This window comes from Terriglobus saanensis SP1PR4, assembly GCF_000179915.2.
Lineage (GTDB): Bacteria > Acidobacteriota > Terriglobia > Terriglobales > Acidobacteriaceae > Terriglobus > Terriglobus saanensis.
Genome location: NC_014963.1, coordinates 1,868,979 through 1,882,288, shown reverse-complemented (window position 1 = coordinate 1,882,288; position 13,310 = coordinate 1,868,979). Strand labels below are relative to the sequence as shown.

The 13,310-nt window shown below is 55.9% G+C and carries 8 protein-coding genes; 5 read left to right on the top strand and 3 right to left on the bottom strand.

The window, feature by feature from the left end:
• Nucleotides 1-239: 239 nt before the first annotated feature.
• The gene (locus tag ACIPR4_RS07780) at nucleotides 240-683 is read left to right on the top strand and encodes a hypothetical protein (protein WP_013568113.1); all 444 of its coding nucleotides are present in this window, start codon (nucleotides 240-242) and stop codon (nucleotides 681-683) included.
• Between the two features lie 102 nt (nucleotides 684-785).
• Nucleotides 786-3,269: a hypothetical protein gene (locus ACIPR4_RS07775; RefSeq protein WP_013568112.1), complete on the top strand. Its 2,484-nt coding sequence runs from the start codon at nucleotides 786-788 to the stop codon at nucleotides 3,267-3,269.
• 95 nt (nucleotides 3,270-3,364) lie between these two features.
• On the opposite strand, the gene ACIPR4_RS21555 is transcribed toward ACIPR4_RS07775, so the two are convergent.
• From ACIPR4_RS21555 to ACIPR4_RS21550, 3 genes are all read right to left on the bottom strand, one after another.
• Nucleotides 3,365-4,870, bottom strand: coding sequence for an energy transducer TonB (locus tag ACIPR4_RS21555; RefSeq protein WP_013568111.1), 1,506 nt, complete (start codon nucleotides 4,868-4,870; stop codon nucleotides 3,365-3,367).
• A gap of 140 nt (nucleotides 4,871-5,010) precedes the next feature.
• Nucleotides 5,011-5,781, bottom strand: a complete 771-nt coding sequence (locus ACIPR4_RS07765) for a LytR/AlgR family response regulator transcription factor (protein WP_041585977.1) — start codon at nucleotides 5,779-5,781, stop codon at nucleotides 5,011-5,013.
• Nucleotides 5,778-6,914 carry a sensor histidine kinase gene (locus ACIPR4_RS21550; RefSeq protein ID WP_013568109.1) on the bottom strand — a complete coding sequence of 379 codons (1,137 nt, stop codon included), beginning with the start codon at nucleotides 6,912-6,914 and terminating at the stop codon, nucleotides 5,778-5,780. The genes ACIPR4_RS07765 and ACIPR4_RS21550 overlap by 4 nt, the downstream gene beginning before the upstream one ends.
• Nucleotides 6,915-7,201: 287 nt before the next feature.
• Between ACIPR4_RS21550 and ACIPR4_RS07755 the strand changes: the two genes are divergently transcribed.
• The 3 genes from ACIPR4_RS07755 to ACIPR4_RS07745 all read left to right on the top strand — a co-directional run bounded on the left by ACIPR4_RS07755 (nucleotide 7,202) and on the right by ACIPR4_RS07745 (nucleotide 13,259).
• The gene (locus ACIPR4_RS07755) at nucleotides 7,202-8,476 is read left to right on the top strand and encodes a hypothetical protein (protein ID WP_013568108.1); all 1,275 of its coding nucleotides are present in this window, start codon (nucleotides 7,202-7,204) and stop codon (nucleotides 8,474-8,476) included.
• Between the two features lie 162 nt (nucleotides 8,477-8,638).
• Complete coding sequence (locus ACIPR4_RS07750) at nucleotides 8,639-10,903, top strand: alpha-N-acetylglucosaminidase (protein ID WP_013568107.1); 2,265 nt, start codon at nucleotides 8,639-8,641, stop codon at nucleotides 10,901-10,903.
• A 28-nt stretch (nucleotides 10,904-10,931) separates the two neighbouring features.
• On the top strand, nucleotides 10,932-13,259 hold the full coding sequence (locus ACIPR4_RS07745) for a glycoside hydrolase family 2 protein (protein WP_013568106.1): 2,328 nt from the start codon (nucleotides 10,932-10,934) through the stop codon (nucleotides 13,257-13,259).
• Nucleotides 13,260-13,310: the final 51 nt, after the last annotated feature.

Here is a 13,310-nt window from a genome sequence, read left to right as displayed (position 1 = left end):
CCAGATTGGGAATAAGTAAAAAAGAATTTTCTATCCAAGTAGCAACTTCGTATAAGTCATATCGCCCTTGATTGAGTTCCAATAAGTGATTGGTGGTCTAGGGAATAGATTCGACGAACATGTGTTTAGAGTATTAGACATCCCGCCACGGGAGGAAGCAGCCTTTCCTAGCAGTAATACGCGGGGACGCGCTTGACCGACGCGTGCAAGGAAGGTAGGTCAATCGATAAGGAGCTAGCATGGCATACAACGTCGAGCAGTTACTCAAAATGAGCCAGCAGGATTTGGACAATCTATTCACGGCCAACGTTGCTGGCCCCATCCCGAATGGACAAGCAAAGGGGACTGCGATCGTCGCTCCTGGAACAACCTTTAGCCCGGAGATCGCAGAGTTCGTGAGCTTCTTCGCATGGGAGGGGAAGACGTTCGATGCCGAACATGGTGTTCTCTCCAACCGCCTGCTGCACTTTGGGCTGAATGCAATCATTGCCGAGGTCTACAAAGGCGATAGTTGGCTCGATGGTAAGGAGTGCATTGTGCTGGATTACTCCAAGACCTCCATCGTAGCGAAATGGATCCGAGATGAGATCCGTCTAATCCAACCAGGACTCTATCTCGGCAAGGTCTATTGGTCGAAGAAACGGTTGATTGATTTCTGTCTTGAATTTCCTGTAACGGCTTAGGGCCACACATAAGTGTCGGTGCAAATCGATGTCATTGCAGTTCACTCAATCTGGTAGTTCCGTTCTGCCCATGAAGTGGAAAGAGACATGAGGAGAAATGCGATGAAGAAGTTTCTCGCGTTACTTGTAGTTTTGGTTGTGATCGTTTCGGCAGTTCTCCTCATCAAGTACCTCGAACGTCCCATCAGCGGACATGTCAAGGATGAGGCCCTCCTAGCGGGAGTCAAGGCCACAGACTTCAAGGCTTCCGATAGCGATTATTTCCACGATATGGATGGAGGAATAACGCTCACATCGCAGGAGAGGCAGGGGCGCAACACTTGGATCGTGTGGACAGCAGGCGATGACCGCCTCTGGGATGTGCTCTCGGTGAAGAGTATCGGAGCGCTCGACTTCCTGAAAACAATCTCGTCTTATCCGGGCCTCAAGGCGAGCCGCGATAATCGCTGGGACTACCTGGGACTCGTCAACGAACCTTGCTTCGATAAACCCACGGGGCCCGATCCCGACCGATACGGCCTGTGGCTCGACAAGCGGCGGGCTGACTGCCCCAAAGATCCCTTTGAAGACGAAAGCCAATTTCCAGGCGTGAAGTACGGCGCTCGCGGTAAAAATATTGCGGCAGGATCCTTCTATGGCTACGCGACAGGCATCATGGGTTTGCGCCTCTTCCCTAACCCCGCCTTCGATGAAAAGGCCGCGAAGAAGTGGGACCCGGTGCGGTATTACACCGACCCGACTTATTACGAGTCGAAAGATCTTATCAAGCCATACCGCGTTGGCATGTCCTGCGGGTTTTGCCATGTAGGTCCAAATCCGGTGAACCCTCCCGCGGATCGCAATCATCCCAAGTTCGAAAACCTCAGCTCGAATGTTGGAGCGCAATACTTCTGGATCGATCGCATCTTTGACTGGAGCGCCGACGATAAGAACTTCATCTATCAACTTTTCCACACCTCGCGTCCCGGTACGCTCGATACCTCTCTCGTCTCCACTGACAGCATCAACAATCCACGCACGATGAATGCGGTCTACCTGCTCAGACAGCGCTTGGAAGAAGCGAAGCGCTGGGGTAAAGAGACGCTGTCTCCCGCAAATCAGGGCAACCGCCAGTTGAACGACTATGTATCCACCGGGCCGCTGAGCCAATACTACAAAGCGCCGGACATCGTCATGACTCCCAGGGTATTGAAAGACGGTTCAGACTCGGTTGGAGTGATGGGCGCTCTCAACCGCGTGTATCTCAATATCGGCGTCTTCAGCGAAGAGTGGTTGCTACACTTCAATGCGTTGGTCGGTGGCAAGGCAATCACCCCCATCGACGTCAAAGTTGCGCGAGAAAACTCCTCCTATTTTGCCGCCACTGAGAACCAGACCTTTGCCACGGCTGCATTCTTTCTGAAGGCTACCGACGCTCACCTTCTAAAAGATGTGCACGACCATGCGGGCGACAAGTATCTCCAAGCCAACGGCGCTACTTTGAAACAGGGCAAGATCGTCTTTGCGGAAAACTGCGGCCGCTGCCACTCCAGCAAGCAGCCTCAACCTGCTCCGGGAATGGATCCCAATGGATGCGCTGGCAAGGACTACATGAACTGCTGGAACCGGTATTGGGAGTGGACCAAGACCGCCGAGTACAAAGACCAGATGCGCCAGATGGTGCTCGCAGACGATTTCCTGAAAGATAACTACCTGTCCTCCGAACTACGCGTCCCCGTCACGCTGCTCCACACCAACGCCTGCAGTCCGCTTGCTACCAACGCACTGAGTGGCAACATCTGGGATAACTTCTCCTCGCAGAGCTATAAAGATCTGCCCTCCGTTGGCACGATCACCTGGTACGACCCGATTACAGGAGAGCCGAACCAATACAACATGCCCGCAGGTGGACGTGGCTACACACGCCCGGCGTCCCTGGTAAGCGTCTGGTCTACGGCTCCTTTTCTCCAGAACAATTCTGTCGGCCCATTCGACGTAGATCCATCTGTCGACGGAAGAATGCGGTCCTTCAACGCGTCGATCGAACAGATGCTCTGGCCCGAGAAACGGGATCATGACAGCAAGCTCGGGACCAAGGTGCCAGGAACCATCGACCGCACCACCGTGCAAAGCCACCTCCACGTTCCATTAGGCTACTTGCCTGGCTTTCTCCTGCCCTTCTACAGTTTGGGGCAGGCACTTGCACCCTGGATCTTTGGAGAGGGCGGAATTCAGCTTGGCCCCATACCAACCGGCACGCCGGTGGGACTGCTCGTCAACCTGAATCCCCTGCCGGATGATTCGGACCCAGCGAAGGCCGCAACCCACCAGAAGGACGTGGCCAAGCTCGTCTTTGATCTCGATCACGATCTCAAAAAGCTAGGCCCTAACGCGACCGACGAACAAGCCAGCGCCGTCTTCCGTAAACAGGTTCCCCAGTTACTTCACTTGAGTAAATGTCCGGACCTTGTCGTCAATCGCGGTCACTACTTTGGCACGGACTATGTCGAGCCGGGTGAGAGCCGAGAATCAGCCCTGCGCGAACGTGGACCGGGTCTCAGCGATCAGGACAAGCGCGCGCTGATCGAGTATTTGAAGACGTTTTGACGCTGAGTCACCGTTAGCTCTACGGCTGATGCAGCCATACTGCGCTTACAGGCCTTCTTGTCTTATCTGTTGGGCGTACACGTGATAGCAGCCAGTTAGGGAAGCTGAAAATCCATGATGGCCATCGCGGTCATTGGCATCGGTTTGCCGGAGCCCATGTACGGGCGATAACGCCAGTGCTGTACCGCGTCCAGCGCCGCATCGCGCAGTAACGGAGGTCCGCTGATGACACGAACTGAAGCGACATTGCCGTCCCGGTCGACATCGGCCCGCAACGTCACTGCTCCCTGCACATGTGCGGCGGAAGCGGCCGCGGGATAAGTCGGCGCAGGACTGTACAAAACATTGGCTGCCATGATACCCAACGAGGTAGGCAGGACCGTACCTCCAGGAGTCACGTTGGCATCTCCGACATGGCTGGTTCCGGATGTGGCGGACACGTCCGCTGGCCGGATCGCTGCAACCAGATTCTGTTGATCTTCTGAAAATGCCGAGGATGGCGCAAGGGGACGCCTGCGCAAGAGGTGGGGGCGGTTCGCAGCAGCACTGTCATCCCCAGCCGCTGCGGAGTCCGTGGGAACAGATCGTGAACCTAAATTCTTGCTCAATGTGGCAGCCGAAACACCGACAGGCGCGTGATTCGCGATCCCTGTCACGCGAGGCGCGGGAGGCGGGGTAACGGAAGAAACCGAAGAGCGCGCCGTCCATGCCGGAGTCGGGACAGATCCCATAGCCTGTGTGGAAACCGGCCCGCGTGTGGTGTCAGTTGTGGCTTGCGTTGGAGCGTCCGAGGGATGCGCCGATGTATACGGTGCAGGCGTCGGCGTCTGGCGCGAGTTCCTCATCTCATTTGGAGAGTGCATGCCAGTAGTGGTCGCTGCTTCACTGCTGCTTAGACTGGAAGAAGCGCTGTTTTTCTCCGGCAACGAATTGGTTCCAACAGTTCCGTCTGGGGCAGGAGGCACAGATACTGGCGTATTGCTTACGTCTGCAGCCGGACGGCGATTCAGCCACAGACCGATCGACAAAGCCATCAGCAGGCATGCAGCGACAGCCACCCAGAGGATACGTCTCCGTTTGCCGTCGCCATCAGGTGGCATTTCTATGGAGTCGACTTCAGTATGTAGAGGCGGTATAGGCGCACGAAAGACCTCCTGTCCTCTGTCAGTCACAGTTTTAAGCGGCTCAGTTGGCTTCGGCGAGAGGTAGGGTACGGGTGCGGCATCCCGAAGAACCGGAACCACCTCCCTCTTCTCCGGCGCCATATCGAGGGAGCGCCGTGCTTCCATCAGGAAGCGCAACAAGTCATGAGCGTCCTTTTCGTCTGCCGCAGCGGCAAAGCGCGTGCCAGCGGCGGCGATGGCCACTACACCAAGGAGGTCGGAAAAGCTGATCTGCCGATCACCCCCATCGATCAATACCCAGACATGGGAGGTCAGATCGCGACGAAAAGCTCGGTCACGCGGCAGCCGGGCGACAACGTTGCCTAGAGTCTCCGCAGTCTCCACAACGAAACCAGCCTTCACCAAAAATTCCCGCAACTCTCTGATTTCATTCGCATAGCGGAAGGACACATCTTCGATCTGCAGAGGTTGCAACATTCGAGGGCGAACCCCTTCCTTGCCGTGAACAAAGCACGGTCATAGCAGATTAGACACGGAAAACTGTCAGTTGTTGCCTCACGACGGTGGAATTGAACACTAATGGATATGCGCCGCCGCGAGGTCCATAACCTTCGTTACTACTTTCTGCTGGCCTCTAAAACCGCCTGCCAGCCCGCCTGACTCATCCGCAATCGGCGACCGTTCTTCAAGATGGCGGTGCCTTCCCCTCGCCCCTCGCGAAAGACTTCACGAATCTGCTCCAGGTTAACGATCACCGAACGGTGGATTCGTACAAACCGGGACGGGTCAAGAGTGATCGCAAGATCCTTCATGCTCTCTCGCAGGAGGAACTCTTTCTGCCCGGAGTGAATGCAGACGTAATAGTCCGCTGCTTCAATCCACTCGATCCTGTCCACGTCGAGGAAGACGGTCTTACCTCCGTCCGGCAACAGGAGCCTCTTCGCATAGATAGGGGACGGCCTCTTGGCTGGATCGAGGTTCTCAAGAAGCGAGCGCATGGCGAGTTCTGTTAATCCCTTCCGGGATTCGAGCCTCTCTTTTACACGTTCGACGGTAGACGTCAGGCGTTCCTCTTCGACGGGTTTTGTCAGGTAATCGAGTGCATGGACCTTAAAGGCCTGAATGGCGTAGTGGTTATGCGCTGTCACAAAGACCGTGACCGGCATATTGCGGACGCCGATGGTCTCAATGAGATCGAAGCCATTCTCTCCAGGCATCTGGATATCAAGAAACACCACATCGACAGATCTCGATTTCAAAAAGGAAGCCGCTTCGCGTCCATTTCTGCACTCGCCACAGACCTCTATTTCGGGGTCTGCCCCAAGCAGTCGCGCCATCCGAGTGCGCGCGAGGGCTTCGTCGTCCACGATCAACGCCCGGACCATCATGCCTCTGCCGTCTCGTAAGGGATTGCGATCCTCACCTGAAAACCACCCGTTTCAGGCTGTCCCACTTGAAAAGAATGCCGGTCAGGATAAAAATGCGCCAACCGCGTTGCGGTATTGCGTAATCCGATCCCATGCCCCTCGACTGAGGCAGAGGCCGCACCCGGTCCATTATTTTGTACGTGAAGGAAAAGCGTTCCATCAGATTTCTCTATCGAGGTCTGAATAAGACCACCGTCTTCCAATCGTCCAATCCCATGTCGGACGGCATTCTCCATCAACGGCTGAAGGAGAAAGCTAGGCACCAGAGCGTTGAGCGCGGAGGGATCGATGCGAAACTCCAGCTTAAGTCGGTCAGCGAAACGAATCTGCTCAATGGCTAGGTAGTTCTCCACGGCGTCGAGTTCCTGTGCCAGGGGAATCTTCTGCGGCGTCGATCTTCTGAGAGTCGACTTCAAGATGACGTTGAGATGATGCAGCATCGCAGCAGCCTGTTGTTGTCTCCCAAGTTCCACAAGCGTAGTGATCGAGTTCAACGTATTGAACAGGAAGTGCGGTTCGACCTGCATTTGCAGAGCATGAAGTTGGGATGCCGAAAGCGCGCGTTGTAGTTCGAGGGACTGAAGGGCACTCTGTTGAGCCTGCAACTGGAGGCGAACCACGGTGACGGCACCGTAGATGAAACCGTAGACCAACATCTCCAGACCCCATCGGTTCAGACCCAAATAGTGATTCCATGTGAGACCAAATTGGGTTCGGATGGCAAAGCTAAAAAATAGACGATCGGCCCCCGCCATCGCCAGGAGATGGAGAATACCCAATATCGTTGCAGCGATCGCATGCCAAAACAGCACCCTCGGTTTTATCTGGAGCGCCGCTGGCTTCGCCTGTCCAAGATGCCACATGGCGAGAGCCATCGCACCCCACCAACCCGAGAGCACAAAGCCGTATCGAAGAGAACCCAGGTTAAAGATCGAGTGACATTCGGCTGCTGTTGTTAGCGCAAGGCCAATAGTTAGCGGCAGGATGATATGCCAGGCACGCATACCGGACAAACGCTCGGTCGCCGGTGGCTGCAGAATAGTCTGAACCGGAGCTGAGTTCGGTTCGTTGAGAGCAATCGTGAGGGAACCCATCGGTAAGCCTCCGCAGGAACGGCTGGTTTATTGTACGAATCCGCTGTGCTACTTGACTCAATTAGAATAAGTCTCTACACATTCGGATCAAATCACGAGCAGTTTGCAGGCAATCCCAACCAACCTGCAGGGAACTCTATCCGTGGAAGGGTCACTCGTGTCTTTCCCAAGCGCGCAATCAGGCGCTTGACCCTCAACGGCGGCCTGTAGATGATGGAGTATGCGGTTGCGACTCAATTGCGGCGGCAAAGTCCATCGCTAACAATATCTCGAATACGGATCCCGGCTTGCCGAGTCAGCCTCAGTCTCGCGCGGATGAGCGCCTCCAGCTTTTGCAACAGGTGGTTGCGTCCCGTACTTTTACCAAATCGCCACGCCTCACGAAGTTTCTTGAGTTCATCTGTGTTTCCTTGATCGAGGGCCATGCCCGCGAGATCAATGAACAGCAGATCGGGATCCAGGTCTTCGGTCGCTCTCCCAGCTACAACGCCGCGGATGACAGCATCGTACGCACACAGGCTCGTCTCCTGCGTCAGCGGTTGGAAGAGTACTTCGAGCATGAGTGTCCCGAGGCGCCTGTCGTAATCACAGTGCCTCGTGGCGGCTATATTCCGGTATTCGAACCTCGCCCCACACCACGCCAGGCGCTCAGTACTCCTTCCGCAGTAGATGGTGAGTCGATACAGGCTGCAAGAGCGACTGCGACCAGGAGAAGCTATTTCAAGTGGCTGCTCGCACTGCCAATTTTGGCCATCCTTGGCGGTGCAGTGGCGCTCTTCTACCCACACAGCACACCGGAGACGGCTGCAGACGCTCTTTGGAATCAGCTATTTCCAGCTCGAAGTACGGTATTTATCGTTCCGTCCGACGACGCGCTGGTTCTCTTCCAGGAGTTCACGCGAACCCAGGTAGCACTCGACGACTATTTAAGTGGAACGTATCAAACGAAGTCGGCGCTTCCTGCTGCGGGGGGCATGGCACTCAACCCGGAGTGGTTTGCGTCACATCAGTACACCAGTTCGGCGGACCTGAATCTGGCTCTCCGCCTTGGCCGTCTCCCTCAAGCCATGAAAGCGGACGTTGAGACGCGGAACGCGCGGGTGCTCCGTATCGACGACCTAAAAAGCCGGAATGTAATCCTGATCGGCGGCGTAGGGGCGAATCCCTGGGTCGGCCTCTTCCAGGATCGGCTCAACTTTGATGTGAACTGGGATTGGAAGGCCTCCGAGGGATACGTCCGCAACAAGCATCCGGCACCGGGAGAGGAGCCGATTTACCGGGATACCCTATCCAACTCTGATCGGAAGAGTTATGGAGTCATGGCCTTTCTACCGGGCATCGACGGCAACGGAGACGCACTCCTGTTTGAAGGAACAGGCATGGCCGGAACAGAATCCGCAGCCGACTTCCCTTTCAGCCCCGTGCAATTCAGGAACTTCGCCCGAACCATTGGAGCGACGCGGAACCACATGCCGTACTTCGAGGTTCTACTTGAGACGATGAGTGTCGGGGGCAACGCCCCAGAGGCGCGCGTCGTCACTTATCGACTGATCCAGCCCTGAACCAGTCTTCGGGCTCGAACAACCTGTCGAACCGTCAGTAACGTACTGAAAATAAAAGACAACATCCATCAACGGTGAAACCCGCTCCTGGAACCGTGAAAACGCTTGGCAACGCCCCTCTGGGATGCGAACGTCGCGTATTCCCAGGAGAACGTTCGGGCTATGTGGACACGACGCAGATTTATAGAGGCGGCATGCAGTACCGGTGTTGCAAGTGCCGCCCTCCGCTCGAATGAGGCAGGCGCGGCAGTCCCAGCCCTTCCCGCAGAGCGTACGAAAAAAGAAAGTTCCAAACCTCTGTCCGAGACGCCGGTTCAGGCCGCGCGAGCGCTCCTCTACCGCCAGTTGGGAGAACGTGCCAGTCAGTTTGAGCTGAAGCTGATTCCCCTCGAAGGGGGCAATGAGGTTTACGAGATCTCTGCAGCCAACGGTCGTGTGTACCTTGCCGGAAGCAGTGCCGTCGCCATGTGCCGGGGAGCCTACAGCTATCTACGCGCAACGTGCAACGTGATGATCACCTGGAGTGGTCGCCACGTCGAACTTCCTGCGGCCTTTCCCGACGCTCCAATGCAACGGGTGGTCTGCCCCTACAAGTTTGTGCAGTACTTCAATCCCTGTACCTACGGCTACACCATGGCGTTCTGGGACTGGGCTCGCTGGGAGAAGGAGCTGGATTGGATGGCTCTGCACGGCATCACCATGCCATTGGCGCTCGAAGGGCAGGAGGCGATCTGGGATCGCGTATGGCGCTCCCTGGGATTGAGTGAGGCCGAGATCGCAGAGTTTTCCACTGGGCCAGCGCACCTGCCATGGCACCGGATGGGCAATGTCAACAACATCGACGGTCCCCTGCCGGAACATTTCATCGAGCAGAAGCGTGTCCTGCAGCGAAAGATCCTGGACCGTATGCGTTCCCTGGGCATGCGACCTGTGGCTCCAGCATTCTCAGGCTTTGTGCCGCAAGGCTTCAAACGCCTGCATCCAAAGGCGGAGACCTTTACGCTCCTGTGGCTGCCCGAGGAGTTCAAGACCATTCCGCGCAGCACGCGGACCTTCATCCTCCATCCGGGTGAGCAGGATCTTTATCGCCTGATCGGCAAGAAGTTCATCGAAGAGTACAAGGCGGAGTACGGCGAGGTGCAGTACTACCTTGCGGACACCTTTAATGAACTGGCCGTGCCGGTGCGTGAGGAGCATCGCTTCGAGGATCTGGAGCGCTTTGGCCGCACGGTTTATGAGGGCATTCTCGCCGGAGATCCGAATGGAACCTGGGTGATGCAGGGATGGCTCTTCGTCTACGATGTGGCCTTCTGGAACAGCGAATCGGTGGCCGCCCTGCTCCGCGGTATTCCCAACGATCGTATGTTGATCATCGATTATGCCAACGATCTGGCTCCAGCAGTGAAGGGCAAGTATGCACCTGGACAGTGGAAGACGCAGAAGGCATTCTTCGGCAAGCAGTGGATCAACGGCATGGCCCACACCTTTGGTGGAAACAACAATGTGAAGGGCAACCTGAAGCTCATGGCGTCAGAGCCTGCATCTGTACTCACCAGTCCGGAACGCGGAAACCTTGTCGGTTGGGGCATGTGCCCCGAAGGGATCGAGACCAACGAAGTGGTCTACGAGTTGATGACCGATGCCGGGTGGCAGCGGGAAGCGATTGATTTGAAGCAATGGATTCCGGCCTACTGCCGTTCTCGCTACGGAGCATGCCCGCCCGTGATGCTGGAAGCCTGGACTCTCTTGATGCAGAGCGCCTACAGCGCGCATATCTGGATGACACACCAGGCCTGGCAGACGGAGCCGAGCCTTGCACCCGCCGCTGCTTCCGTGGATGCGGGACCTACCTTCCGCCGCGCCGTGGCTCTGTTTCTCTCCTGTGCGCCTGAACTTGGGCAGAAGGAACTTTACCGCAACGATCTGATTGAGCTCGTGGTGCAGGCGGCGGGTGGCAGTGTGGATCAGACTTTCTCGCTCGCTGTTCAGGCGGGGCAGTCTCATCAGAATGAGGTCGCAACCGAGTATGCCGCACATGCGCTTGGCTGGATGGGGCGCATGGATGCTTTGCTCAACCTACGGCCCGATCGCCGACTCGAAACATGGATGCAGGCGGCACGCAGCTATGCGAAATCGGATGACGAAGCCGCTTACTACGATGAAAATGCCCGTCGCCTGATCACGACCTGGGGATGGCCGGAGCTCTCCGATTATGCCTCGCGCGCATGGTCTGGTTTGACGCGCGACTATTATGCTTCGCGCTGGGAGGCTTGGTTTGCCAGCCTTCACGCCGGGCGCCCGTTCTCACTCGATATATGGCAACAGACATGGCTGTCCTCTCCCTACCAACCGAGCAAACCAATGGAAGTTCCAGACTTGATTGCAGAGGCGCAGGCTCTGCTCAACGACACACAGCACGCTGGCTAATGGCCTCCTCTATGAAAGAACGAAACGCATGAATCTGGATCGACGCAATTTCCTTAAGACGAGCAGCACGCTGGTGATCGGACAGGCCCTTGCTCAGGGTGCTGCGCCCCTCTTCGCTCTCGCTGAGGATCCGTCACGTCCGCAGCATCGTGTCTATCCATTAATCGATGGATGGCGATGGAGCCGCACAGTACCTCCGGACGGTCATCAGAAGAACTTCGACGACAGCGGCTTTGAGGCCGTCACATTGCCGCACAGCAATGTCTTTGTACCGTGGCATGGCACCGATCAAAAGAGTTATCAGTTTGTGTCGCTCTACCGTCGTCATTTCACGCTGCCTAAGCAGCAGGATTCTCGGCGCGTCTTTGTCGACTTCGAAGGCGTGCTCACAGCGTCAAAGGTCTATCTGAACGGTTCGCTGCTTGGGGAATACTTTGGTGGTTTCACGCCTTTCTCTTTTGAGCTAACGTCCCATCTCATCGAGGGAGAGAACGTTCTCAGTGTTGAGGTGGACTCGCGCGAGCTACAGGAGGTTCCTCCGTTCGGGTACGAGGTGGATTACCTCACTTTTGGCGGGATCTATCGTGGCGTCTCTCTCCGCACGACCGGAGCAATTTCCATCGAGAACGTGCGTGTGGCGTCTCTGGACGTATTGACCAAACCTCGCGTCAGCGCTCAGGTCTGGTTCGATGGTGCAGCTTCGATGAAGAAAGGGCTGTTGCTTGACGTAGAACTTCTCGATGGAACACGGATCTTGTCTTCCCTTCACCGTAAGCTATCGCCAGCAGAGTACGCGGCAGGCACCTTTGAGGTCGAACTTCAGAATTTTTCTCCGATTGAGCTTTGGGAACTTACTCAGCCAAAGCTCTATTCCCTGCGTGTGCGGATTTCCGGTTCCGATGAATTCGAAGAGCGAAGCACGCGCTTCGGTTTTCGCGAAGCCAGGTTTACGCCAAAAGGCTTTCTGCTCAACGGCAAGGTGATGAAGCTTCGTGGCCTCAATCGGCACCAGACATTTCCTTATGCTGGACCAGCTATGCCTGCGCGCGTGCAACGACACGATGCTGCAGTGCTCAATCAACAACTGAAGTGCAACGTCGTTCGTTGTTCGCACTATCCACCTTCGCATCACTTTCTGGATGCGTGCGATGAGTTAGGTCTTCTCGTCATCGACGAGACACCCGGCTGGCAGCATGTTGGGGATGGCCCGCTCTGGCGCGAACGCTATCTGGACAATACACGTCGTATGATTCGGCGCGATTGGAATCATCCGTCGATTATCTTGTGGAGCATTCGGATCAATGAGTCGCGCGACTTTCACGATCTCTATGTACAGGCGAATCAGCTTGCTCGCACGGAAGATCCACACCGCCAGACCACTGGCGTTCGATACTTTCAAGAATCCGAGTTCCTCGAAGATGTCTTTTCGATGAATGACTTTCAGTTTCCGCTCAAGGCTCCGAATCATCCTCTCTACTTAAATACAGAGGTCGTGGGCGCAGAATTTCCAGTGCGTCCCTGGGATGACAACGCGAAGAACAAGGAACACATCCTTCGCTATGCGAACATCCTCAATCAGATCAACAGCCGTGCAGATTATGCGGGTGTTTTGGGATGGTGCGCCTTCGACTATCAAACGCACGCCGACTTCGGCTCTGGTGATCACGTCTGCTATCACGGCGTGATGGATATCTTTCGCGAGCCAAAACCCGCAGCAGGCTTCTTTCGTTCGCAATGCTCTCCTCATGAAGAGCCGGTCCTGGAACCCGGTTTTCACTTTGCCATGAATGACCAAGCCGGTGGCCTTGAACGTGCCATCATCTCGTCCAACTGTGAGCAGATTCGTTGCTTTATCGGCGTGGAGGGCACATGGCATCCTGTCATCGATTTACTCCCGGCAAAGGCAGAGTTCCCGCATCTCGACTATCCACCATTCTTTCTCACTCTGCCGAATGGCAACGACGATTGGGGCGATTTGCGTCTGGATGGCTACGTCGCAGGCAAGCTTGTCGTCTCAAAAAGTCTTTCCAGTAAGGGTCTAGATCAGGCATTTGAGATGGTTGCAGACGACATCGCGCTAAGTGCGGACGGGTGCGATGCCACTCGCGTCGTTTTGCGGGTAACAGATCAGTACGGCGCTCCTCGCCCACTCTGTTTCGATCCTATCCTTCTCACTCTGGAGGGTCCTGCTGTTCTCGTTGGGGAATCTCCACTCGCGCTGAGCGGTGGACGGAGCGCCCTCTGGATTCGTAGCACCACGCGGCCTGGAACCGCAACACTGCGCGCAACGCACGCGCACTTTGGCACCAGGACATTGACCTTCACTTTCACGCACGAAGAATCATCGCTTAACTAATGGACGGCCCACGCAACTCTTACTCTCTTTCGACTTATGCAAAGATCGGCC

Excerpts from the sequence above, each read along its gene's own strand:
- ACIPR4_RS07780 (WP_013568113.1), top strand. The coding sequence starts at position 240 with ATGGCATACAACGTCGAGCAGTTACTCAAAATGAGCCAGCAGGATTTG.
- ACIPR4_RS07775 (WP_013568112.1), top strand. The coding sequence starts at position 786 with ATGAAGAAGTTTCTCGCGTTACTTGTAGTTTTGGTTGTGATCGTTTCG.
- ACIPR4_RS21555 (WP_013568111.1), bottom strand. The coding sequence starts at position 4,870 with ATGTTGCAACCTCTGCAGATCGAAGATGTGTCCTTCCGCTATGCGAAT.
- ACIPR4_RS07765 (WP_041585977.1), bottom strand. The coding sequence starts at position 5,781 with ATGATGGTCCGGGCGTTGATCGTGGACGACGAAGCCCTCGCGCGCACT.
- ACIPR4_RS21550 (WP_013568109.1), bottom strand. The coding sequence starts at position 6,914 with ATGGGTTCCCTCACGATTGCTCTCAACGAACCGAACTCAGCTCCGGTT.
- ACIPR4_RS07750 (WP_013568107.1), top strand. The coding sequence starts at position 8,639 with ATGTGGACACGACGCAGATTTATAGAGGCGGCATGCAGTACCGGTGTT.
- ACIPR4_RS07745 (WP_013568106.1), top strand. The coding sequence starts at position 10,932 with ATGAATCTGGATCGACGCAATTTCCTTAAGACGAGCAGCACGCTGGTG.